The organism is Microbacterium sp. LEMMJ01 (assembly GCF_002114135.1).
Taxonomy (GTDB): Bacteria; Actinomycetota; Actinomycetes; order Actinomycetales; family Microbacteriaceae; genus Microbacterium.
Genome location: NZ_NCTV01000036.1, coordinates 400,808 through 424,349, shown reverse-complemented (window position 1 = coordinate 424,349; position 23,542 = coordinate 400,808). Strand labels below are relative to the sequence as shown.

21 protein-coding genes are annotated in these 23,542 nt (G+C 71.6%); 12 read left to right on the top strand and 9 right to left on the bottom strand.

What is annotated here, in order from left to right; genetic code table 11:
* Positions 1-12: 12 nt before the first annotated feature.
* The 8 genes from B7W94_RS17000 to B7W94_RS16965 form a co-directional block, all read right to left on the bottom strand.
* A complete protein-coding gene (locus B7W94_RS17000) occupies positions 13-825 on the bottom strand; it encodes a serine hydrolase (RefSeq protein ID WP_062766745.1) in 813 nt (270 codons plus the stop codon).
* The gene (locus B7W94_RS16995; RefSeq protein ID WP_062766742.1) at positions 822-1,655 is read right to left on the bottom strand and encodes a serine hydrolase; all 834 of its coding nucleotides are present in this window, start codon (positions 1,653-1,655) and stop codon (positions 822-824) included. Before B7W94_RS16995 ends, B7W94_RS17000 begins: the two co-directional genes overlap by 4 nt.
* Complete coding sequence (locus B7W94_RS16990) at positions 1,652-2,614, bottom strand: S66 peptidase family protein (protein WP_085607808.1); 963 nt, start codon at positions 2,612-2,614, stop codon at positions 1,652-1,654. The genes B7W94_RS16995 and B7W94_RS16990 overlap by 4 nt, the downstream gene beginning before the upstream one ends.
* Positions 2,611-4,260 (bottom strand): ATP-binding cassette domain-containing protein, encoded by a 1,650-nt coding sequence (locus B7W94_RS16985; protein ID WP_085607806.1) that lies wholly within the window; start codon positions 4,258-4,260, stop codon positions 2,611-2,613. The genes B7W94_RS16990 and B7W94_RS16985 overlap by 4 nt, the downstream gene beginning before the upstream one ends.
* 1 nt (position 4,261) lies before the next feature.
* Positions 4,262-5,176, bottom strand: a complete 915-nt coding sequence (locus tag B7W94_RS16980; protein ID WP_085607804.1) for an ABC transporter permease — start codon at positions 5,174-5,176, stop codon at positions 4,262-4,264.
* Positions 5,173-6,216 (bottom strand): ABC transporter permease, encoded by a 1,044-nt coding sequence (locus tag B7W94_RS16975; RefSeq protein WP_062634106.1) that lies wholly within the window; start codon positions 6,214-6,216, stop codon positions 5,173-5,175. Before B7W94_RS16975 ends, B7W94_RS16980 begins: the two co-directional genes overlap by 4 nt.
* Before the next feature lie 72 nt (positions 6,217-6,288).
* Positions 6,289-8,094 (bottom strand): ABC transporter substrate-binding protein, encoded by a 1,806-nt coding sequence (locus tag B7W94_RS16970; protein WP_253247463.1) that lies wholly within the window; start codon positions 8,092-8,094, stop codon positions 6,289-6,291.
* Between the two features lie 314 nt (positions 8,095-8,408).
* Entirely contained in the window at positions 8,409-9,557 is a 1,149-nt protein-coding gene (locus B7W94_RS16965) for a M20/M25/M40 family metallo-hydrolase (RefSeq protein WP_085607800.1), read from the bottom strand.
* A 93-nt stretch (positions 9,558-9,650) separates the two neighbouring features.
* Between B7W94_RS16965 and B7W94_RS18185 the strand changes: the two genes are divergently transcribed.
* From B7W94_RS18185 to B7W94_RS16910, 11 genes are all read left to right on the top strand, one after another.
* A complete protein-coding gene (locus B7W94_RS18185; protein ID WP_172400144.1) occupies positions 9,651-10,427 on the top strand; it encodes a GNAT family N-acetyltransferase in 777 nt (258 codons plus the stop codon).
* Positions 10,424-11,113, top strand: a complete 690-nt coding sequence (locus tag B7W94_RS16955) for a MurR/RpiR family transcriptional regulator (protein WP_085607796.1) — start codon at positions 10,424-10,426, stop codon at positions 11,111-11,113. The genes B7W94_RS18185 and B7W94_RS16955 overlap by 4 nt, the downstream gene beginning before the upstream one ends.
* Complete coding sequence (gene menC, locus B7W94_RS16950; protein ID WP_085607794.1) at positions 11,110-12,258, top strand: o-succinylbenzoate synthase; 1,149 nt, start codon at positions 11,110-11,112, stop codon at positions 12,256-12,258. Before B7W94_RS16955 ends, menC begins: the two co-directional genes overlap by 4 nt.
* Before the next feature lie 32 nt (positions 12,259-12,290).
* The gene (locus tag B7W94_RS16945) at positions 12,291-13,178 is read left to right on the top strand and encodes an aminotransferase class IV (protein WP_085607792.1); all 888 of its coding nucleotides are present in this window, start codon (positions 12,291-12,293) and stop codon (positions 13,176-13,178) included.
* A gap of 1 nt (position 13,179) precedes the next feature.
* Entirely contained in the window at positions 13,180-14,292 is a 1,113-nt protein-coding gene (locus B7W94_RS16940) for a dipeptidase (protein ID WP_216353905.1), read from the top strand.
* Positions 14,289-15,002: a type 1 glutamine amidotransferase gene (locus B7W94_RS16935; RefSeq protein ID WP_085607788.1), complete on the top strand. Its 714-nt coding sequence runs from the start codon at positions 14,289-14,291 to the stop codon at positions 15,000-15,002. The genes B7W94_RS16940 and B7W94_RS16935 overlap by 4 nt, the downstream gene beginning before the upstream one ends.
* Positions 14,999-16,525 carry a serine hydrolase domain-containing protein gene (locus tag B7W94_RS16930; protein WP_085607786.1) on the top strand — a complete coding sequence of 509 codons (1,527 nt, stop codon included), beginning with the start codon at positions 14,999-15,001 and terminating at the stop codon, positions 16,523-16,525. The genes B7W94_RS16935 and B7W94_RS16930 overlap by 4 nt, the downstream gene beginning before the upstream one ends.
* Before the next feature lie 84 nt (positions 16,526-16,609).
* Positions 16,610-18,223 (top strand): ABC transporter substrate-binding protein, encoded by a 1,614-nt coding sequence (locus B7W94_RS16925; RefSeq protein ID WP_085607784.1) that lies wholly within the window; start codon positions 16,610-16,612, stop codon positions 18,221-18,223.
* Positions 18,224-18,269: 46 nt separating this feature from the next.
* A complete protein-coding gene (locus B7W94_RS16920) occupies positions 18,270-19,217 on the top strand; it encodes an ABC transporter permease (RefSeq protein WP_085607782.1) in 948 nt (315 codons plus the stop codon).
* Positions 19,214-20,026: an ABC transporter permease gene (locus tag B7W94_RS16915; protein ID WP_085607780.1), complete on the top strand. Its 813-nt coding sequence runs from the start codon at positions 19,214-19,216 to the stop codon at positions 20,024-20,026. The genes B7W94_RS16920 and B7W94_RS16915 overlap by 4 nt, the downstream gene beginning before the upstream one ends.
* Positions 20,023-21,531: an ATP-binding cassette domain-containing protein gene (locus B7W94_RS16910; RefSeq protein ID WP_085607779.1), complete on the top strand. Its 1,509-nt coding sequence runs from the start codon at positions 20,023-20,025 to the stop codon at positions 21,529-21,531. The genes B7W94_RS16915 and B7W94_RS16910 overlap by 4 nt, the downstream gene beginning before the upstream one ends.
* Here B7W94_RS16910 and B7W94_RS16905 read toward each other — a convergent pair.
* Positions 21,521-22,162, bottom strand: coding sequence for a pentapeptide repeat-containing protein (locus B7W94_RS16905; RefSeq protein WP_085607777.1), 642 nt, complete (start codon positions 22,160-22,162; stop codon positions 21,521-21,523). The genes B7W94_RS16910 and B7W94_RS16905 overlap by 11 nt on opposite strands.
* Before the next feature lie 265 nt (positions 22,163-22,427).
* On the opposite strand from B7W94_RS16905, the gene B7W94_RS16900 reads away from it, so the two are divergent.
* Positions 22,428-23,279, top strand: a complete 852-nt coding sequence (locus B7W94_RS16900) for an endonuclease domain-containing protein (RefSeq protein ID WP_253247462.1) — start codon at positions 22,428-22,430, stop codon at positions 23,277-23,279.
* The last annotated feature ends 263 nt before the right edge of the window (positions 23,280-23,542 follow it).

Sequence of the window (23,542 nt, the reverse complement as noted above, 5' to 3'; positions counted from 1 at the left end):
GCCGCGGCGGTCTCAGTCGGCGAGCGCGGCGTGGATGCCCTCGCCGATGCGGCGCATGGCGGCCAGCACCGGTCCGCGTCCGTCGGCGCCCCGGTCCCAGCTCGCCAGGACGGCGTACGCGATCCGGCGGGTGGGGGACATGACGATCCCGGTGTCGGCGCGGACGCGGGAGATCGTGCCGGTCTTGTTCAGCAGCCACACGCCGCGATCGAAGCCCCAGTGCGCGAGCGGGTCGAGGTCGAAGGCCGACGCGACCATCGACAGGTCCATGCCCGCGCCCAGCCAGCGGCGCAGCGTGTCGGCCGAGGCGGGGGAGAGATCGGTCCCATCGGCCAGGCGCGACATGAAGAGCACGAGCTCCGCGGCGTTCGCGTGCGACAGCGTCTTCGGGGCACCGGGCGGGATCGGCCACCGCACGATGTCGTCGAGGGCCGAGGCGGTGTAGCCGAGCGCGCGCGTGTGCTCCTGCACGGTCGGGATGCCGATGACGCGGCCTAGCGTGTTGGTCGCGGCGTTGTCGCTCACGGCCCCGATGAGCGCGGCCACGTCGTACAGCGACAGCTCGGACGCCTGCAGCAGGTACCAGAGGCCGGAGTCCTCGATCGCCTCGACCGGCCGTCGGGTCACGCGCTCGTCGAGAGTCCGCGTGCCAGCGTCGACCTCGGCGAGGAGGCGGTGCAGGAGGAAGATCTTGCCGACGCTCGCCGTGTCCTGCACCGTCTCCGGGTCATGGCGCAGCAGCACCTCGCCGGAGTCGATGTCCTGGACGAGGATCGACCACACCGTGCCGTTCTCGTCGGGGAGCTCCACGTCGATCGCGCTCATGCGTCCTCCTCGTCTCGTGCGCGTCCGGTGACGTGCGCGCGGATGAGCTCGCCGACCGCGCGCATGCCGTCGAGCACGGGCGCGCGGAGATCGGCCGCGGAGTCCTTCCAGTTCGCCGCGACCGCATACGCGACGGCGGCCCTCGGGCCCCGCAGCAGCCCGACGTCGACGCGGGCGAAGCTCACGCTGCCGGTCTTGTGACGCAGCACCATGCCCTGATACTCGGCCTCGACGTGGGCGAGGGGGTCGAGGAGGAAGGCGTCGGCGGTCATCGACGTGTCGGTGTCGGCGGCGAGCCAGTCCAGCACCCGGGCGCTCACCGCGGGGGAGAACGCCTCGCCCGCCCCGAGTCGGCGCATCACGTCGGACAGCTCGGCCGCGGTGCCGAACGACGGCGTCCAGGGCAGGTCGGGGGTGCGCTCGTTGCGGATGTAGTCGTGCAGGGCGGTGTCGCGGTATCCGAGTGCCGGAGCGACGGCCCGCACCTCCTCCAGACCGCAGAGGTGGATCAGGGCGTTCGTGGCGAGGTTGTCGCTCACCGCCCCGACGAGGAGCGCCGCGTCGTGGACCGTGATGCGCTGATCGTGCATGCGGTACAGCAGCCCGGAGTCCTCGACGCGGTGCTCGTCCGGGATCTCGATCCGGTCGTCCTCGGCGAGCGCGCCCGCCTCCAGCCGTCGAGCGACCTCGAGGAGCAGGAAGATCTTGCCGATGCTCGCGGTCTCGCACTGCGTGTGCGGCTCGTGCTCGGCCAGGGTCTCCCCGGTGCCGGCGTCGACGAGCCGGATCGACCAGGTGACGCGGGGATCGAGGGGCGGAAGGGCGATCATGGCCGTCCCACCGTGAGGCGGGGTTCGTCGCCGGTCGCGTCCAGCACCCCGTCGACACCGAGCGGGATGGTCAGGGCGTGCGGGTCGTGGCCGAAGCCCTGCTCCCACAGCACGGGGACCCCGGCGTCCTGGAACTCGTCCCGCATGAGCGCGTGGACGAGGTCGAGGTCGCCGCACTCGTGCCAGGAGCCGAGCACGATGCCCGTCGCCTGGGCGAGACGGCCCGCGCGCCGGAGCTGCGTGACGAAGCTGTCCAGGCGGTACGGCTCCTCGGTGATGTCCTCCAGGAACAGGATGCCGGGGGAGGGGACGTCCGCCTCCGGGGCGCCGAGTCCGGCGGCGAGCAGGCTGAGGTTGCCGCCCGTGAAGCGCCCTTCGGCGCGGCCCGGCGTCATGATCTCGGTCTTCGGGCCGATGAGCTCCCGCCCGCGCCAGGGTTCGAAGAGCCAGCGCTGCACGTCGTCGCGCACCTGCTCCGAATCGCGGAAGACGTTGTTCCCTGCCATCGGGCAGAAGAGCGTCGCGACTTCGAGGTGCGCGCGCCACGTCTCGTGCAGGGCGGTCACGTCGGACGAGCCCGTGAGGAGCTTCGGCCGCCCGTCCCGGCGCAGCGCCCCGCGGCGCATGTCGGCCCAGTCGATGCCGTCGAGGAGGCGCAGGGCACCGTAGCCGCCGCGAGCCGTGACGACGGCGTCCACGTCCGGATCGAGCCAGGCGTCGACGAGGTCGGCGCGGCGGAGGTCGTCCGGCCCCGCGAGGTACGACGCGCGCGGGTGGGGCGTGAGGACATGCTCACCCACCCGGACGTTCAGCCCCCAGGACTCGTAGTAGCCGACGGCGCGCTGCGTGTTCTCCTCGTTGCCGGGACCGGACGGCGAGACGATCGCCACCGTGTCGCCGGGCTGCAGGGGAGCCGTGTCGAGATACGGCGACACCGCCGCCTCCGTCAGGGTGCTCATGCCGTCTTCTCCTCGATGCGCGGCGCCGCGGACAGCAGGTGCCGGGTGTACTCGTGCTGCGGGTTCAGCAGCACCTCTTCGGTGGGTCCGTGCTCGACGATCTGTCCGTGGTACATCACCGCGACCGTGTGGGCGATGTTCCAGGCGAGACCGAGGTCGTGCGTGATGACGAGGGCGGAGAGCCCGAGGCGGCGGCGCAGCTCCAGCAGGAGTCCGAGGATCTCCCCGCGCACGGACGCGTCGAGCGAGGCGACGGGTTCGTCGGCGATGAGCAGCTGCGGCTGCACGGCGAGCGCACCGGCGATGACGACGCGCTGCCGCTGTCCGCCGCTGAGCTCCTGCGGGATGGCGCCGAAGTAGCGCTCCGGCGGGGTGAGCTCCGCATCCGCGAGGCTCTGTGCCACGCGTTCGCGCTCGTCGCCGGGGAAGCGCTGCACGCGCAGCCCCTCGGCGACGGACTCGTAGACGCTGTGCTTGGGGTTCAGGGCGGCCCACGGATCCTGGAGCACGAGCTGCACCTGCGAGCGGAACCGCGCGAGGTCGCGCCCTTTCGACGGGATCGGTGCGCCGTCGAAGAGGATCTGCGACCCGGGGTCGGCGGGCTGCAGGCCCATGAGCGCGCGGGCGAGGGTCGACTTGCCGGAGCCGGACTGGCCGACGAGCGCGACGATCTCGCCCTTGCGCACCGAGAGGTCGACGTCGCGGACCGCATGCACGGGGCGCCCGCCGGAGCGGTAGGTGACGTTGACTCCGCGCGCCTCCAGCAGCACCTCGTCGCCGTGGGTGATCTCCGGCACCTCGTCCGCATCGCGGCCGTGCCGCGTCACCGGGGCCATCCGCGAGGCGGGGTCGCCGATCGTGGGGAAGGCGTCGGCGAGCTGTCGCGTGTACGCCTCCTGCGGGGTCGTGCAGACCGCGTAGCTCTCGCCGACCTCGACGAGCTCGCCGTCGCGCATGATGGCGATCCGGTCGCACGCCGTGGCGAGCACCGAGAGGTCGTGGCTGATCATGAGCATCGAGATGCCGCGCTCCGCCACCAGACGCGAGATCATGTCGAGGATCTGCTTCTGCACGATCACGTCGAGTGCGGTGGTCGGCTCGTCCGCGATGATGACCTCGGGATCGCAGGCGAGGGCCATCGCGATCATCACGCGCTGCTTCTGGCCGCCGGAGAGCTCGTGCGGGTACGACTCGCTCTTCTGCTGCGGCAGGTCGACGATGTCGAGCAGCTCCCGGACCCGCTCCTTGCGTGCCTTCTCGCCCTTCCATCGGTCGGAGGCGTGCAGCTCCAGCGCCTCCAGGAGCTGCCAGCCCACCGTGCGGACCGGGTTGAGCGAGTGCATCGCGCCCTGGAACACGATGGACGTCTGCGCCCAGCGCACGGCGCGCAGCTGCCCGAAGGACAACGTGGCGACGTCCTGGTCGCCGAGCAGCACGCGGCCGCTGAGCCGGGCGTTGCGCGGCAGGAGCCGGAGGACGCTCATGGCGAGAGTGGACTTGCCGGAGCCGGACTCGCCGGCGATGCCGAGCGTCTGCCCGGCGGGGAGGGTGAGCGAGACGTTGCGCACGGCCGCCACCTCGTCCCGACCCGACCGCCCCGAGGTGCGGTACGTGATGGAGACGTCGTCGAAGATCAGGTCGGGCATCTCAGCGGCTCCTCAGCGTCGGGTTGGTGATGTTCTCGACGGCGCGGCCCATCAGGGTGAACGACAGCACGACGAGGACGATGGCGATGCCGGGCACGAGCACGTACCACCAGTAACCGCTGGTCGCCGCGGAGACGTCCATCGCGTTCTTCAGGATCGAGCCCCACGACTGCAGCGTGGTGTCGCCGAGGCCGAGGAACGCCAGGGTGGATTCGGAGATGATCGCCGAGCCGACCGTGAGGGTCGTGTTGGCGAGCACGAGCGGGAGCACCCCGGGGAGGAGGTGCTTCATGATGATGTGCCAGTGCCCGGCGCCGAGGGCCCGGGAGCGCTCGATGTAGTCGCGCGATTCGACGGACAGGGTCTGCGCGCGGACGACGCGGGCGGTGCCGGCCCAGGAGGTCAGGCCGATCGCGATGATGATCGTCCAGACGCCGCGGCTCAGCACCGACGACAGCACGATCGCGAGGATCAGCGACGGCAGCACGAGGAAGAAGTCGATGATGCGCATCATCAGCCCGCCGAAGAAGCCGGTGAAGTGGCCGGCCGAGAGACCGACGAGGGTGCCGATGATCATCGACATCGCCGTGGCGGCGAGGCCGACGAGCAGGGACACCCGGGCGCCCCACACCATGCGGACCCAGATCTCGCGACCCTGATGGTCGGTACCGAGGGGATGCTCCCAGGACGGCGGGGCGAAGCGCTGCACGTCGACGACCTTCGTGACGTCGAGCATGGTAGCGGGGGCGATCACGGGGGCGAAGATCGCGATGAGCGCCACGATCACGAGGAAGACGAGGCCCACCATGCCCGCTCGGTGCTGGGCGAACTGCCGGCAGAAGTCGACGAAGGCCGTGCCGCGGCGGTGCCACGCCAGGGCGCGGGGGGAACGGATGGTCGGGGATGCCGTGGTCATGCGCGCCTCACCCTCGGGTCGAGCTGCCGGTAGATGAGGTCCGCGATGAGATTCATCGCGATGATGATCGTGGAGAACACCACGAACGTGCCCTGCAGGAGCGGGAGGTCGGGGCCGGAGATGGCCTCGAAGGTGAGCTTCCCGAGCCCGGGCCAGGAGAACACCGTCTCCACCGTGACGGCCCCGGCGATGAGACCGCCGATGTGCATGAAGACGAGGGTGACGGTCGGCAGCAGGGCGTTGGGGACGGCGTGCCGACGGCGGACGAGGTCCTCCCGGAGGCCCTTGGCCCGCGCGGTGGTGAGGTAGTCGGCGCCCATCTCCTCGAGGAGCGAGCTGCGCATCACCATGAGGTACTGCGCGTACACGACCGCGACCATCGTGATCACCGGGAGCACCATGTGCGAGATCACGTCCAGGACCGCGCCGACCGGATCGGTGGGCGGGTTGGGGGAGACCATGCCTCCGGTCGGGAACCAGTGCAGCGTGCCTCCGAAGACCATCAGGAGCAGCAGGGCCAGCCAGAAGGTCGGCACGGACCAGAACACGAGCGACGTGCCGGAGACGATGCGGTCGAAGGTGGAGCCATGCTTCCAGGCCGCCTTCTGTCCGAGCCAGAGGCCGAGGGCGATCGCGATGATCGCCGCCGTGCCGGTGAGGAGGATCGTGTTCCAGAAGTACTGGCCGATGAGGTCGGACACCGACGTGCGGTAGACGTAGCTCGTGCCGAAGTTCAGGGTGAAGACGTTGCCGAGGTAGTCGACGAACTGCTGCCACAGGGGCTTGTTCAGACCGAGCTGCTCGCGCAGCTGGTCGGCCTGCTCGGCGCTCATCCCGCGCTCGCGGGCGATCGAGGCCACCGGATCGCCCGGCAGGATCTTGAAGGCGAAGAATCCGAGGAGGATCACCATCGCCAGGCTGATGGCCGCGCCGCCGAGCTTGACCAGGAAGTAGCGGAGGGCGCCGACGCCCTTCGGCTGCTCCTCGGCCGCGGCGCTCGTCGCGATGGCGGAGGTGGACGGGGGTACCGCGTTGGACATGGGGGTCTCCTTACAGCGGACCGGGAGACGCCGCGGGGGCGGAGGCCCGCCACCCGCGGCGTCTCGCCGGACTCATTCGACGTCGGCGATGTTGCGGCGACGGATCAGGAAGAAGATGAGCCCTCCGATGATGACCACCCCCACGACGATGCCTCCGATGAGGAGTCCGGTGTTCGTGCCGGTGCCGCCGGCGGTCGCGCCCTCGACGGGCTCGACGGTGAGGTAGCCCCAGTAGCCGGCCTGGTTGGCGATGATGCCGCCGTCCTTCGGCTGCAGCGTGAAGCCCGTGAAGCGGTCGGAGCGGTAGGCCTCCAGCGAGTTGGCGTACCAGGTGGCGACCTGCGCGGTGTCGGTGTAGTTCAGCGCGAGCATGTCGTGCACGATCTCCTGACGCTTCTCGGCGTCGATCTCGGAGCGCTGCGCGGCGTACATCTCGTCGAACTCCGGGTTGCAGTACCCGTCCTGCGTGGTGCCGCCGGTGCCGTCGGTCGCGGTCGGCAGGTTCATGCAGGTGTTGATGCCCAGCTGGTAGTCCGGGTCGGGGTTGACCGACCAGCCGCTGAAGTACAGGTCGTAGTCGCCGGAGGTGGCCTTCGCGCTGATCGTGTCGGAGTCGGTGGACTCGACCGTGATCTCGATGCCGATGTCCTTCATCCACGGGACGAAGAAGTCGGAGATGGACTGCTCGTTCGCGTCGTCCGCGTCCGTCAGCAGGCGCAGGCTCAGGCGCTGGCCGTCCTTCTCGCGGATGCCGTCGGCGCCGGGGACCCAGCCCGCCTCGTCGAGCTTCGCCTGCGCGGCCTCGGGGTCGAAGCCCACGATCACGTCGTCGTCGTCGGACAGGTGCCACTTCGGGAAGGACGCCGGGATGAAGCTCGTCGCGAGCGTGCCCTCGCCGTCCAGGACCTTGTCGAGGAGGGTGGCCGTGTCGGTGCCGAGACGGATGGCCTGGCGCACCTCGAGCTCCTTCAGCGCGGCGTTGCCGGTGCCGTAGGGCACGTTGTCGCGGGTCTGCTGACCGACGTTGATGCTGATCGAGTGGTAGCGGCGGCCCTCACCGGAGTGCGTGGTGATGCCGTCGACGCCCTCGAGTGCCGAGAACTGGGTGGGGGTGAGGCCGGTGACGAGGTCGACGTCGCCCGCCTTGAGCGCCTGCACCTGGGCGTCCGAGTTCGTGTAGTAGACGTACTGGATCGCGTCGATCTTGGGGGCGCCGCGCCAGAAGTTCTCGTTCGCCTTCAGCACGATGGACTGGTTGGCCGAGTAGCTGTCGAGGACGAACGGGCCGGAGCCGACCACGTCCGCGTCGTTGGTGAAGGTCGTCGGGTCGTCGACCTCCTCCCAGATGTGCTTCGGGACGATCGGGATCTCCGAGCCGGGGTTCGGGGCCTGCGGGGTCTTCAGGGTGATCACGACGGTCTTGTCGTCCGGGGTCTCGACGGTGTCGAAGTTGGAGACGAGGTTGCCGTTGGCGGTACCGAGCGCGGGCACCGTCATCATCTGGTCGTACGTGTACTTCACATCGGCGGAGGTGATGGGCTCGCCGTCCGACCAGACGAGATCGTCCTGGAGGGTGAAGGTCCACGTCTGGCCGCCGTCGGTCGCCTCCCAGCTGTCGGCGAGGCCCTTCGTGGGGGAGCCGTCCTCGGCGTCGTTCTGCACGAGCGACTCGTAGACGTACCGGATGATGTTCGTCGGCGTCAGGTAGATCGAGATGAACGGGTTGAACGTGTCCACGAATCCGGAGGTGGCGATCCGGAGCGTCGTGTCGGAGGCCGGGGATTCGGTGGCGGCGCTGACGGACTGCGCCTGAGCGGCACCGACCGGAGTGGCGAGGAGGAGCGCGGAGGCGATCGCGGCGGCGGTCAGACTTCGCACGGTTCTGGAGCGGGGGGCAAGACGCATGGAAGGTCCCTTCGGGCGCCGCCCGGATCCACAGTGAAGCCGGGTCGGTGCTGACCATGCAAGCGGAAGACGGCCCCGTGGTCAAGACATTCGATGCGTATCGCGGAAGAAAAATCGCTCGGATCGGAAAGATCGCCGGCCGTCGAGCGGGTGTAACACGGCGGAAACACGCGGATGCCAGGATGCGCGCATCGGAAAGACGGGAGCGAAGGATGACTCCTCGACGCGGACATCCGGAACGTATCTCGGGCCGGTTCGGGTCGGGCGCGGGAACCGGAATCGTATCGTCACTCCGCCGGGACGGTGAGCACGGCACGCAGGAGCGCGATGCGCTCGTGCAGGGAGGAGCGCAGGAAGCGCTCGTCCAGCGCATGCGCACCGCCGCCCCGGGGGCCGAAGCCGTCGACGGTCGGCAGACCCTGTCCACCGAGGAGGTTCGTGTCGCCCGCGCCGGCCGCGGGGCGGCCGTCGACCTGCTGGCCGAGCGCGGCACCAGCCGCGGCGATCCGGGCGAGGAGGTCGGTGTCCTCCGCCGAGGCCTGCCAGGCGGGCCGGGCGCTCAGCACGGCGACCTCGAGGCGGGCGCCGGGGCGCACCGGTGCCAGCTCCTGGAGGGCGCTGAGGACGCGCTGCTCGCTGTCCGGGTCTTGGAAGCGGAGGCCGATCTCGGCGGCCGCGTGCGCCGGCACCACGTTGGTCCTCGCGCCGCCGTCGATGACGCCGACGTTGCACAGCACCGGACTCGGAAGCTCCGGGTCGGCCACGATCGTGCGGACCAGGAGGAGCTGGTCGACGAGCTCGTCGATCGCGGAGACGCCATGCTCGGGGTCGAGGGCGGCGTGGGCCGCGCGGCCGGTGACGGCGATGCGCACCCGGGCGCTGCCGCGGCGGCCGACCTTGAGGGCGCCGTCGGGATGCGGGGACTCGAATCCGATGGCGCAGGCCGCGCCCCTGGCCCGTTCCGCGAGCTGGGGGCCCGAGACGGGGGAGCCGATCTCCTCGTCCGCGACGAGCACGATCCGCACGGCGCGCCGCTGTGCGAGCGGCACGGACTGCAGGTGCCGCAGGGCCTCGAGCATCACCACGATGCCGGCCTTCATGTCGTAGGCACCGGGGCCGCGCACGACATCGCCGTCCTCGGCCCACGGCAGGTCGTCCGACAGTGTGCCCGCCGGCCAGACGGTGTCGGTGTGGCCGACGAGGAGAACCGGGTCTCCGGTACCGGGGACGTCGATGACGAGATCGGTCCCGAGCTCGTGCGGGATCCGCTGGACGCTGCCGCCGACGCCGGCGAACCAGGCGGACAGCAGGTCGGCGATGCGGGCGCTCGCCTCCGTGTCGCGGCTCGGCGTCTCGATCAGCACGAGTTCGCGCACGAGTGCGATGATGTCGTCGGAAGGATGGTCCCCGTCGCGCACTGCCGAGAGAGTCGTCACGGTTACGAACCGTATCTTGCCCCTTGATCGCCCCGCAACCCGCCGATAGCATCGCTCTCAGCAGCAGGACTCCTCGATCTTAGGAAACGTATCGTGCCTCATTCTTCGATGGCCGCCGGTGTCGCCCACGGCTGCCGCGAACTCACCCGGTACACCGAGTTCCGTGAGGCCGCCGCGCTGTACGCCCGCGTCTTCGCATACACGGAGAACGAGTACGCCCTCAACGCCAACCTGCTCACCGCCCTCGCCCGCAACGGCGGTTCCGCGGTCGGCGCCTTCGCCGACGACGGGGAGCTGATCGGGTTCGCGTACGGGTTCGCCGGCTGTGACACCACCGGCGCGTCCTTCCACTACTCGCAGGCGGCCGCCGTCGATGCCGCGCACCAGGGACGCGGCGTCGGCCAGGCGCTCAAGCTCGCGCAGCGTGCCGTGGCCCTGCGCTGGGGGCAGCGGACGATGCGGTGGACGTTCGATCCGCTGCTGTCACGCAACGCGCACTTCAACCTGAGCTCTCTCGGGGCCGTCGGCATCGCGTACGAGCGCGACTACTACGCCCGCCCCGACACCGACCGCCTGGTGGTCTCGTGGGACCTGGACGCTGCCGATCGTCCGACCCGCCGGTCCCTTCCCGTCCCTCCCGTGCTCGGGCCGGACGACTGGGGGCGGGCCGTGGCGGCGGACGGCGGCACCTGGATCGCGATCCCGACGCGACCGGGCGCCCTCGACGCCGAGGAGCGCGCGGTGCTGCGGCGGGATCTGGAGCGGACGATGACCGCGGCATTCCGCCGCGGGGACGTCCTCGTCGGGGCCACGCGTCTCGACGACGAGACGGCGGTCTACCGCGCGACACCTCGAGAGGGCACGGCATGAACGACCACGATCACGACCAGGAGGATCGCGACCTCGTCTCTCCGCGAGACCGCTACGGCGAGCGCATCCGCACCAACCTCTCCGCCGAGAGCATCCAGGCGCGAATCATCGAGACCGAGCAGCGCACGCTCGCCCAGACTTTCGAGGAGCTCAGCCGCTCGGCCCAGGTGCCGCAGGCCGCGGCGCTGCTGCTCGGCGCCCGGCGACGGTACGTCGCCGGCGAGGGCAAGGCGGCGGCGTACGCACAGCTCCTCAACGCGGATCTCTCGGCGACGCTGTCGAACGTCTTCCTCGTCGACGGGCACGCGCTGCAGCCGCTCACCGTGCTCACCGACGTCCGGGCCAGCGACGTGCTCATCGCGTTCTCCCTGCGGCGCTACCGGGAGGAGACCGTGCGGCTCGGGCGGCTCTTCCACGAGGCGGGCGGTCAGCTCGTCGTGATCACCGACAGCGAGGACGCCCCGCTCGCATCCATCGCGACCTCGCTCATCCGGGTGCGCACGGGATCGGCGTCGTACGCCGACTCCCCGACCCCGGTCGCGGCGGTGTGCCACCTGCTGAGCGCGCTCACCACGGCGAGCGCGAAGGGAGCGCGACGGCGGCTCGCCGAACGCGACCGGCTGGTGGCGCGCCTGGGTCTCTACGGCCCCGAAACCGCACGGCCCCGCCCGGAGGAGGACGCGTGAGGGTCGTCCGCGTCCGGCTCTTCGCCCTGCGTCAGCCGCTGCGTCACAGCTTCGAGACGAGCTCGCACCGCAAGTCCGGCATCGAGCACGTGCTCGTCGAGGTCACCGATGCCGACGGCCAGACGGGGTGGGGGGAGATCGCGTCGCCGTCCGATCCGTTCTACGGAGCGGAGACCACGGTCACCGCGTGGGAGATCGCGACCCGCTACCTGGTGCCCGCGCTGCTCCGTGCCGAGGGGGAGGACCCGGCGGAGCTGGAGGCGTCATGGGCGCGAGTCCGCGGGCACGAGTTCGCGAAGGCCGGGTTCTCCGGCGCGGTGTGGGACCTGGCCTCCCGGAGGCGGGGGATCGCGCTCGCCGCGGCCCTCGGCGGGACGCGCGACGAGGTCGTCGCGGGGGTGTCGCTGGGCATCGAGCCGTCGATCGACGAGCTGCTGGCCCAGGTGGAGCTGCAGCGCGCCGCCGGCTACCCCCGCGTCAAGCTCAAGATCGCTCCGGGCTGGGATGTGGAGCCGGTGCGTGCGGTGCGCGGCGCCTACCCCGACCTCGACCTTCACGTGGATGCGAACGGCGCGTATGCCGATGACGAGCGGGCGGCCGCGGTGTTCGCACGCCTGGATCGCGAGGCGCTCACCATGATCGAGCAGCCCTTCGCGCCGCGGGATCTCGTAGCCCACGCTGATCTGCAGGCGCGGCTCGACACGGACGTGTGCCTGGACGAGTCGGTCGTCGACCTCGGCGACCTGCGGACCATGATCCGGCTGGGGGCGGGGCGGGTCCTCAACATCAAGGTGTCGCGGATGGGCGGGCTCACCGTCGCCCGCGCGGCGCACGACGTGGCGCGGGACGCGGGCATCCCCGTGTGGTGCGGCGGGATGCACGAGTTCGGCGTCGGGCGGGCTGCGAACGTCGCGCTGTCCTCGCTCCCCGGTTTCCTGCTGCCGTCGGATGTGTCGGGATCGGACAAGTACTACGAGTCGGACATCATCGCGCCTCCGGTGACCGCCGTCGCCGGTCGCGTCACGGTCCCCACCGGACCGGGGATCGGACACGAGGTGCTCGCCGAGCGCATCGCCCGTGACGCGTCCCGCGTCTTCGATTCCTCCGCGGCCGAGGCCCCTGAGGCCGTCCTGACCGCGGGCTGACCGGCCCCCGAACCCTGCGAGAGCGGAATCCCATGCGCGCACTGCTGCTGTACCGGCTCGATCTCGCCGCCGAGGCGGCGGAGGACGGGATCCATGCCGTCGATCCGCGGGAGCCGATCATCCGGGCGACGGACCTCGGCGTCACCCGCGGCGACGGCGTCTTCGAGACCGCCGTGGTGCGCGGAGGAAGGCCGCAGGCCCTGGAGGCGCATCTCGTGCGGATGGAGCGTTCGGCGCAGCTCCTGGGGTTGCCCGCGCCAGGCCGCGAGCGGTGGGCGCGGGCGGTGCGCCGCGCGGCCGCCGAGGTCTCCCGCCCCGGAGTGCTCCGCGACGGGGAGATCGCCTCGATCAAGTTCGCGATGACCCGCGGGGACGAGATCGACCCGGCCGGACCGACGGGGTGGGTGCTCGGCTTCGCGGGAGAGGACCCGGAGGCCGTCCGCGCGCGGGGCGTCTCCGCGGCGGTGCTCGACCGCGGGTACCGGCACGACGTCATGGAGACGGCGCCCTGGCTGCTGCAGGGAGCGAAGTCCCTCGCCTACGCCGTGAACCAGGCGGCCCTGCGGGAGGCACGGAGCCGGGGTGCGGACGATGTCGTCTTCGTCAGCGCCGACGGGTTCGTCCTCGAAGGGCCGCGGTCGACGCTGATCGCGCGGCTCGACGGGGCGCTGGTCACGCCACCGCCCGAGTACGGGGTGCTCCCCGGGACGACCCAGGCCGACGTCTTCGCGGGACTCGCCGAGGTGCCCTCCCGCGTCGGTCCGATGATGCGGGACGATCTGGAGCGGGCGGACGCCCTCTGGCTCTGCTCCAGCACCCGCGGTGCGGTGCCCGTGCGGGAGCTGGACGGCGTCGCGCGCGCCATGGACCCGGTGCTCACCGCGCGGATGAACACGGTGCTGGATGGACGAGAGGACTGAGATGGTCGACGCGGACCTGCCGATCGATCGGGTGATCGACGGCCACAACGACCTCGCCTGGGCGAGCAGGACGCTGCTCGGCTACCGGGTCGCGGAGCTCTCCGGCCCGGTGGCGGCCACGCAGACGGATCTGCCGCGACTGACCGCGGGCGGGGTCGCCGGCCAGTTCTGGTCGGTCTGGGTCGATCCCGTGCTGGAAGGGGCGGAGCAGGTGGTGGCCACGCTCGAGCAGATCGACTTCGTGCACCGCCTCGTCGACGCCCACCCGCAGCGCTTCGCGATCGCTCGGACGGCGGCCGACGCGCGTGCGGCGATGGCGGAGGGGAGGATCGCCTCGCTCATCGGCATCGAGGGCGGCGACCAGCTCGGCGGATCGCTGGCCGTGCTGCGGCAATTCGCGCGTCTCGGCGCGCGGTATCTCACCCTCACCTGGTCGCGGACGATCGCCTGGGCGGACTCCGCGACCGACGAGGCGCGCCACGGCGGTCTGACGGACTTCGGACGCGAGGTGGTGCGCGAGATGAACCGCATCGGTGTGCTCGTCGACCTCTCGCACGTCGCTCCGACGACCATGCGGCATGCCCTGGAGATCACGACCCGCCCGGTGATGGTCAGCCACTCCGGCGCCTTCGCCCTGTGCGACCATCCTCGCAACGTGCCGGACGACGTGCTCGCCGCGATCGGCGCGCAGGGCGGCGTCGTGATGGTGCCGTTCGTCCCCACGTTCGTCTCGCAGGCCCGCCGCGACTGGTGGGAAGCCGGGGGAGAGGGAGAGGCCCCCCGCGTCGGCGTCGCGGACGTCGCCGATCACCTGGATCACGTGCGTCGCGTGGCCGGCGCGCATGCGGTCGGGATCGGCGCCGACTACGACGGCTCCGATGTGATGCCGGACGGTCTCGGCGACGTCTCGGGGTACCCGGCGCTGTTCGCCGAGCTGCGGCATCGCGGCTGGTCGGAGGACGACCTCCGGGCGGCGGCGCACGAGAACGTCCTCCGCGTGCTGGAGGCGTCGGACCCCGACCACGAGGCTTTCCTCGCGGGCAGCGCAGGAGAACCGGCCGCGGCCGCGCTCGTGCCGGCGGTCGACACGACGATCCGGGAGGGGGCGCTGTGAACCCGCGCGTCCTCGTGATCGTGAACTCCGCGAGTTCCGGCCCGCGCCGCCTCGGCACCTGGCTGCGGGAGAAGGCGATCGACGTCGACGAGGTTGTGGGAGCCGAGCAGCCGCTGCCCGCCTCCCTGGACGGCTACGCCGGACTCGTCATGCTGGGCGGCGGGCTCATGCCGGACGACGATGATCGCGCGCCGTGGCTCGCGGCAGAGCGGGCGCTCGCCGCGGAGGCCATCGACCGTGACCTCCCCACCCTCGGCATCTGCCTGGGCGGTCAGCTGCTCGCCCACGTGGCCGGCGGCGAGGTCGCCGAGAAGACCGGACCCATCGAACGCGGCGCGACCCCCATCCGCCCCACCGCCGCAGGACGTGCCGACGCCCTGTTCGCGGCCCTCGGCGATGAGGCTCCGATGATCGAGAACCATCAGGACATGATCACGCGGCTGCCATCCGCGGCGGTGCTGCTGGCGACGAGCGCCGCCGTCGAGAACCAGGCCTTCCGGCTGGGGGCGCGGGTGCGCGGCGTGCAGTTCCATCCCGAGGCCTCCGCGGCCGACCTCGCCCGATGGGACGACGCGGCACTGCGGGGAGAGGGACGCTCGCTTCCCGCGCTCATCGCCGCCGCCGAGCGCGTGCACGACCACAACACCGCGGCCAGCCGCGCGCTCATCGAGGCCTTCGCCGACGAGGTGCGCGCCGGGGTCCCCGTATGACCGGGCAGGATGCGGATTTCCTCGTCATGGCCGAGTCCGCCGCGGAGGCACTCCGCCACGGCCTGGACGAGCGCGCGCGTCGTGCCGCTCCGGCCGCCATCGCCGCGGTGGCCGAACGGGGAAGGGTCCGCGCAGTGCTCACCCACGGCCATCCCCGCGCCGATGAGGCCCCGACGACGCGGGACACCGTCTTCCGCATCGCCTCGATGTCCAAGAGCTTCCTGGCCGCCACCGTGCTCTCCCTTCGAGACCGCGGGCTGCTCGACCTCCACGCGCCGATCCGCACCTATCTGCCGGAGGTCCGGCTACGGCATCGGGGTGCGGACGTCGAGGTCACCGGCGACCTGCTGCTCTCCAACCGGTCCGGTCTGGGGGAGGACAACGCCTGGGTGGACCGGCATCTCGGCGCCTCCCGTGCGGAGATCGCCGCCGTGTTCGCCGGTGGGGTGCACCTCGCGGCCGCGCCGGGAACCGTCTACCAGTACTCCAACCTCGGCCAGTCGCTGCTCGGCCGCGTCGTGGAAGCGGTGACGGACCGGGCCGTGGAGGACGTGATCCGGGAGACTCTGCTCGAGCCCCTCGGGCTGCGCCGGACGGCGCACGTGTCGGACGGCTACGCGCCGGAGACGCTGGCCGGCGGGTTCCGGACGTTCGACGACGGCACCACGTTCCGCCCCGAGCCGTTCGTGGGGTCCGGCGCACTCGGCTGCATCGGCAGCATGTTCAGCACCGTCGACGACATCGCGAGATGGATGTGGTTCCTCGGCTCGGCCTTAACCGACGACCCGCTGGCGCCCGCCGTGCTGGCTCCGGCGTCGCGACGGGAGCTGCAGCAGGCCCGCACCCCCATCCCGGTGCCGTCGGCGATGTTCGACGGGCGCGATCTCGCGGGGGCCGGCTACGGCTACGGCCTCTTCGTCGAGGACGACCGGCGGTTCGGGCGGATCGTGCAGCACTCCGGCGGTCTTCCCGGATTCTCGGCGCACATGCGCTGGCACGCGGCCAGCGGCATCGGCGTCGTCGCCTTCGGGAACTCCGACGAGTTCGGCGCCCGGCGGATCGCAGGCGCCGCGCTCCAGCAGCTGCTCGAACGGACGGACGCCCCCTCCGCGGTCCTGCACCCGTGGGCGGAGACGGTCGCCGCCGCGCAGGCTCTCGACGCCGCGATCCGCTCGGGACGGCCCGCCGCCACGTACCCGTTCCTCGCCGACCATGTGCTCGATGACATCCCGGCCGACGTCCGCGATGCCCGGCTGGAGGCACAGGTCCAGGAGATCGGCGGAATCCGCGAGGACCAGGACCCGTTCCCCGACCGTGTGGTGGCCGCGGCGACCGAGGCCGAGCTGCGCTGGCGGATCGTGGGGAACCGCGGCGACCTCCTCGTCGACATGCGGCTGGTCGGGCTTCCGGAGCCTCGGGTACAGGGGCTGGGCGCGGCGGTGGTCGCGCCGGGACAGACGCGTGTCGAGGGGGAAGGGGCCGGGGCCGCAGAGCGACACCGGATCATCCTGCCGTCGCCCTGATCCCGGGTCGGACACAGATCGACCGGGTCCAAAAAACCGCCCTAGGATGGAGACATCCCGACCCGTCCGTTCTGAGGAATCCCCATGCCCGCCACCCCTGTGCGTCGCCTCCTTCCCCTCGCTGCGCTCGCCGCCGCCACCGCCCTGGTGCTGACCGCGTGCGCGGGCCCGTCCACGGACAGCGACGGCGGTGAGCTCGTGTGGTCGATCGAGGGCGCGAACCTGTCCGCGGGGCACATGGACCCGCAGGTGAGCCAGCTCGACGTCTCCGGCATGGTGCAGCGCGCGGTGCTCGACTCCCTGGTGTTCCAGGAGGACGACGGCACGTTCAGCCCGTGGCTCGCGAAGAGCTGGGACGTCTCGCCGGACAGCACGGAGTACACCTTCACGCTGCGCGACGACGTGACCTTCACCGACGGCGAGCCGTTCGACGCGGAGGCCGTGAAGGCGAACTTCGACCGGATCGTCGACCCGGAGACCGCCTCGGCCCAGGCGGCGAGCATGCTCGGTGCGGACTTCTACGCCGGCACCGAGGTCGTCGACGACCACACGGTGAAGGTCTCGTTCACGCAGCCGTATGCGCCGTTCCTGCAGGCGGCCAGCACCCCGCAGCTCGGCTTCTACTCGCCGGCCGTGCTCGCCGAGTCGGCCGACAAGCTCAAGGCGGGCGGCCCCGACGTCACGGTCGGCACCGGACCCTTCGTGCTCACCGAGTACACCGCCGACCAGGAGATCGTCTACACGCGCAACGACGACTACGCCTGGGGTCCGCACGAGACGAAGGCGCCGGCGTTCGAGACGCTGCGCGTGCAGATCCAGCCGGAGGCGTCGGTGCGTACCGGAGTGATCGAGAGCGGCGAAGCCGACCTCGCCAGTAACATCCCGCCGAACCAGGTCGCCGGTCTGGACGACGCCGGCGTCACGGTCGACTCGGTGGAGTACCCCGGACTGCCCTACTCGCTCTACCTGAACGAGAAGTACGGCGTCTTCGCCGACGAGAAGGTGCGGCAGGCGTTCGCCCGCGGCATCGACGTCGACGCGGCGGTCGAGGAGATCTACTTCGGGCAGTTCCCGCGGGCGTGGAGCGTCCTCGGCAGCACGACCCCGGGCTATGACGCGTCGCTGGAGGACTCCTGGCCGTTCGATCAGGACGCCGCGAACGCCCTGCTCGACGAGGCCGGCTGGACGGAGCGCGACGCGGACGGCATCCGCATGAAGGACGGCGAGCGCCTGTCCGTGCGATGGATCGCCTGGACTCCGGTCCCCGACGACCGCGCGGCGCTGGCCAACGCGATCCAGTCGGATCTCAAGGCCATCGGCTTCGAGGTGCAGCGCGAGGAGCTGGAGCCCGGTGCCTACAACGCCCAGTACGAGCCGAAGACGTTCGACCTCACCGACTGGGGCTTCTCCGGCGTGGACGCCGACTTCCTCCGTGCGCACCTGCACACCGACGGCTTCCAGAACGCCTCGCAGGTGAGCGACCCGGAGATCGACGCGCTCCTGGAAGAGGCCGTCGCGTCGAGCGACCAGGACGCCCGCAACGAGCTCTACACGCAGCTGCAGGAGTGGAACGCGGAGTACACGGCCATCGTCCCGCTCTACAGCCCCTCGGCGATCACAGCGGTCGGCGAGCGCGTGCAGGGTCTGGACTACGACCTCTACGGGCGGCCGCTCTTCTACGATGTGAGCCTCCGCTGACATCCGGCGGCCGTCGTTTCGAGGGAGCGGGCGGAGTGATCGAACCGTGACGGCGGTGCTCGGCCGCGCCCTCGGGCTCGTCGCCTCGGTGGTCATCGTGCTGTGGGGCGCCGCGACGGTCGCGTTCCTGGCCTTCCGGGTGATCCCCGGCGACCCGGTCTCGGTGATGCTGGGGCCGCAGGCGCAGGTGAGCGAGGCGGTCAAGGACGGCATCCGCGCCGATCTCGGGCTCGACCGCCCGCCGCTGGAGCAGTACGTCGGCTTCATGGGGCAGCTCGCCCGGGGTGACCTCGGCGAGTCGTACCAGCTGCGGCTGCCGGTGACCGAGGTCATCGGACGGCAGCTGGGTGCGACGGTGCAGCTCTCGGCCCTGGCGCTGGGGATCGCCATCGTCCTCGCCCTCGTGGTCGCGGTCTTCGTGCGGGGCCGTGTCGGGCGCACCGTCGCCGCCGGCGTCGAGCTCGTGGTGCTCTCCTCGCCGGTGTTCTGGATCGGGCTGCTGCTGCTCAGCGTCTTCGCGTTCGGTCTCGGCTGGTTCCCCGTCTCGGGCACCCGCAATCCGGCGACCATCGTCCTCCCGGCGATCACGCTCGCCCTCCCGGTGGCGGCACTGCTCAGCCAGGTGCTGCGTGATGGGCTGATGGAGGCGGAACGGATGCCCTTCGCGGAGACGGTCCGTGCGCGGGGTGCCGGACCCACCTGGTTCACGCTGCGGCACGGGGTGCGCCACGGCGCCGCGTCGGCGGTCACCCTCGCGGCCTATCTCACCGGCTCGGTGCTCGGGGGTGCGGTTCTCGTCGAGACCGTGTTCGCCCGGCCCGGCCTGGGGCGGGTCACCCTCGCCGCCATCAACGACCGGGATCTCCCCGTCCTCACCGGCATCATCCTGCTGAGCGCTCTCGTCTTCGTCGTCATCAACGTGGTGGTGGAGCTCGTGCATCCGCTCATCGACCCCCGCGTCGCCGCCTCCTCGCGACCCGGAGTCGTCCGATGAGTCGGGGGCAGCGCATTCTTCTGGGCTCCGCCGTGCTCGTGCTGGCGGTGGTCGCCGTCGCCGCCCTGTGGCCGGGGCTGCTCGCCACGCACGATCCGCTGCAGACCGAGGTCCGGGCCGCTCTGCTGCCGCCGAGTGCCGAGCACCTCTTCGGCACCGATCAGAGCGGCCGCGACGTGTACTCCCGCGTGGTGTTCGGCGCGGGGCGCTCGGTGGGGATCGGGCTTCTCGCCACCGCCATCGCCCTCACCGCGGGCCTGCTCGTGGGGGCGCTCGCCGGCATGTCGCCTCGGGGTGTGGACGTGACGCTCATGCGCATCAACGACGTGCTCATGGCGTTCCCGGAGTTCCTGGTGGCGCTCGTCGTGGTGGCTGTGCTGGGGCCGGGACCGGTGAACATCGCCATCGCGGTGACGCTGGCCGCCGCACCCGTGTACGTGCGCCTCGCCCGCGTGCAGACCAGGACGCTGCGCGTGGCCGAGCATGTCGAGGCTGCCCAGATCCTCGGCGTGCCGCCGCTGCGGGCGTTCCGCCGCCACGTCGTGCCCGGGGTGCTGGGTGCGCTGAGCGTGCTGGCGACCATCGGCATCGGGTCGAGCATCCTCGCCGCCGCCGGACTGAGCTTCCTGGGCCTCGGGCCGTCCGAGCCGACCCCGGAGTGGGGCCTCATGCTCGCCGGCGGGCGCAATGTGCTCGGACAGGCCTGGTGGGTGTCGGTCTTCCCCGGACTCGCGATCACGCTGACGGTGGTGTGCGCGACGGTGGTCGGACGCATCCTCCGAGCGCGGGCGGACGGGAGGGACGCATGAGTGCGGCGCTGGAGGTCGAGGGGCTGCGCATCGCCTTCGCGGGGACTCCCGTCGTGGAGGACGTCTCGTTCACGGTGGACGCCGGCGAGTGCGTGGCGATCGTCGGGGAGTCGGGGGCGGGGAAGTCGCTCTCGGCCCGCGCTCTGCTCGGCCTCACGCCGTCGACGGCAGACGTCGCCGTCGACCGGCTCCGCATCGACGGGGTGGACGCCGCGACCCTGACCGAGCGCGGCTGGCGGCGGCTCCGGGGGACCAGGATCGGCCTCGTCTCGCAGGACGCCCTCGTGTCACTGGACCCGTTGCGACGGATCGCGGACGAGATCGCCGAGCCGCTGCGGCTGCACCGCCTCGTGCGCGGGCGCGCGGCCGTCGCTGCGCGGGTGCGGGAGCTTCTCGGACGGGTGTGGATGCCCGACCCCGACCGCCGTGCACGGCAGCGTCCGCAGGAGCTCTCCGGAGGATTGCGGCAGCGCGCGCTCATCGCCTCGGCGCTCGCCGGGAACCCCGCGGTGCTCGTCGCGGATGAGCCCACCACGGCCCTGGACGCGACCGTGCAGGCCCGGATCCTCGTGCTGCTGCGGGAGATCGCCGACGACGGCACCGCCGTGGTGTTCATCAGTCACGACTTCGCGGCGGTGCGGCGGGTGGCGGATCGCGTGCTCGTGATGAAGGACGGCCGGATCGTGGAGTCCGGCCCGGTCGCGGAGGTGCTCGCCGCCCCCCAGCACCCGTACACGCGGCAGCTCATCGCGGCGACGATGCATGAGCCGCGGGAGGAGCGTGCGGCGTCCTCGGACGTCGTGGTCGTCGCCGAGGAGGTGTCCAAGGCGTTCGGCGGGGTGGCCGCCGTCGTCGACGCCTCGTTCACGGTGTCTGCCGGTCGGACGCTGGGCATCGTCGGCGAATCCGGATCGGGCAAGACGACCCTCGCCCGGATGCTGGTGGGCGTCGAGAGGCCGGACACCGGAGTGCTGCGCTGGACCGGAACGCCGCGCGTGCAGCTCGTGCACCAGAACCCGCTCGGCGCCTTCGACCCGCGGTGGACGGTGGGGCGGTCGCTGGAGGAGGCGCTGGAGGCGGGAGGGGTGCCGCGTGGTGCCCGTCGGACGCGGGTGGCGGCGTTGCTCGCGGAGGTCGGGCTCGATGCGAGTCTGGCGGCGCGACGGCCGGCGGCGCTGTCGGGCGGGCAGCGGCAGCGGGCGGCCCTCGCGCGAGCGCTCGCGGCGGACCCGGACGTGCTGGTGCTGGACGAGCCCGTCTCGGCCCTCGACCCCTCCGTGCGCGAGCGGGTGCTCCGGCTCCTCGCGCGGGTGCAGGAGGAGCGGCGGCTCACGATGGTCTTCGTCTCCCACGACCTCGACGTCGTCGGCGCCGTCGCGGACGACGTCCTGGTCATGCAGGACGGCCGGATCGTCGAGCAGGGGCCCACGGCGGCGGTGTTCGCGGCGCCGCAGCATCCGTTCACCCGGGAGCTGCTCGCGGCCAGCGGCCCCGTCAGTCCGTGACGGTGATCCCGAGGCCCGTCGCCATCACCGGGGCGAGCTGCTGCACCTGCACCGACGAGAGCGTGGTGCCGCGCAGGCTCTGGACGTCGAGGTAGGAGAGCGCGTCGAGGCCGCGGAGGTCCACGTCCTTCGCGCGCAGGCCCCGGGGGTCGACCTCGTCGCTGCGCGAGGCCTGGAACCGGACGCGCGTCAGTTCGGCCTGCGGGATGTCGATCGTGCGGATGGCGCATCCCACGACGTCGAGGTCTTCGGCGCGGGCGGCGCCCAGGTTCAGGTAGTCGATGCGCACGTCCCGCAGCTCGAGCTCGGCCACGCGGGCGTCACCGAGGTCAAGGGTCCCGATGCGGCCGCCCGTGATCCGGAGTCGACGGATGCTCGCGTTCCGCAGCCGGAGCGACGCGATGCGCGGTTCGGGCAGGTCGACGTCGAGGAGCGTGGCCCCGGTGAGGTCGATGCTGTCGGCGTCTGCCTGGACCGCGCACTGCTCGAGCGTGGCGTACGCGAGGTCGACGGTGCCCGTGAGCTCCAGCGCGGCGGCGAGGAGATCGGCGCGGCGCGCGGGTTCACGCGGCTCCAGCACGGGCGGCAGATCGGGCGCGGACACACGGGGTGCGGTCGGGGAGTTCGGCATCCTCCGAGGCTATGTCCTCCCTCCGACACCCTCGCTCCTCCGTGGATCCGAGCCTCAGCCTGCGGGAGGTCGCTGATCTGCGCCGCGTCGCAGGCCCTCGGCAGGTTCCTCCGACGGGGGCGTGAATCTGCGACATCGAGCGGGGGTACGGAGGAGAGGGACTCGGGCTGCACAGGAGAGGGAGTGGGGGAGTTCTGCACAGAGGGTGGGAGGAGCTGGCTGAGGCGGGGTACGAGGGAGGGGCGGGGGGAGCAGCATCGAGGGCATGAACGGGATGAGGCGGGCGCGGCTGCTGCAGGCGATGCGCGAGGTCGACGGAGTCGCACGGGTCGAGCGGCTGCGGGATCGCGGGGTCAGCCGATACGACCTCGAGATGGCGGTCGCGGAGCGGATGATCCAGCGGGTGCGAGTCGGGTGGGTGGCGCTGCCCGATGCCGATCCGCGTCGGGTGACCGCGGCGCAGCACGGTGTTCTGCTGACGTGCGTGACGCAGGCGCGGCGGCTGGGCATCTGGGTGCACGACGAGAGACCCCGCCTTCACCTCGCGGCCAGCCCGGGCAGCCGGGGCGGGAAGCCGCCGGGAGCCCGCGTGCACTGGGCTCGGCCTCTGGTCCCGCGACACCCCGATGCCCTGGAGGACCCGATCGAGAACGTGCTGAGCCTGGTGTCCACGTGCGAGCCGTACGAACAGGCGCTCGCGACCTGGGAGTCGGCATTGAACAAGGGGCTCGTCGATCGAGAGAGGCTGCTGCGACTCCGCTGGGGACCGCGCGGGCGGCGGCTCCTGGCCGAGGCGCTGCCGTTCGCGGATGCGGGGCTCGAGACCTACCTGCGCGTGCGACTGCGCTGGCTCCGGCTGCCGCTGCGCTTCCAGACGTGGATCGCCGGGCACCGAGTGGACGCCCTGATCGGCGAGCGGCTCGTGCTGCAGATCGACGGCGGCACGCATGTCGGAGCCCAGCGCGACCAGGACAACCGTCACGATGCGGAGCTGAAGTTGCGCGGCTACCACGTCATCCGTCTGGGCTATCACCAGGTGATGGACGAGTGGCCCGCGGTGCAGGACCTCCTCATGCGCGCCGTCGCTCAGGGACTGCATCGTGCTCGCACGGCGTGATGTCGCAGATCCCGCCCCGGGTCGCAGGGATGTCCCCAGGTCCTGCGACGTCGAAGAGAATCCGCGGGGGGAGGAGCACGCGTACAATGGGCACACGAGCATCGATCCGGCCATCACCGGGGAGCTCTCGGAAGAACGGTCCGGCGACGGACTCAGTAGAACCGAGCGGGGCAGGCCCGTCACAGCCGCAGTGAGAGTGGTCCGTGGGTCTCTGAGCTTGTCGAGGAGACGCAGGGGCACGCGAGGTGGTACCGCGGTCCGCG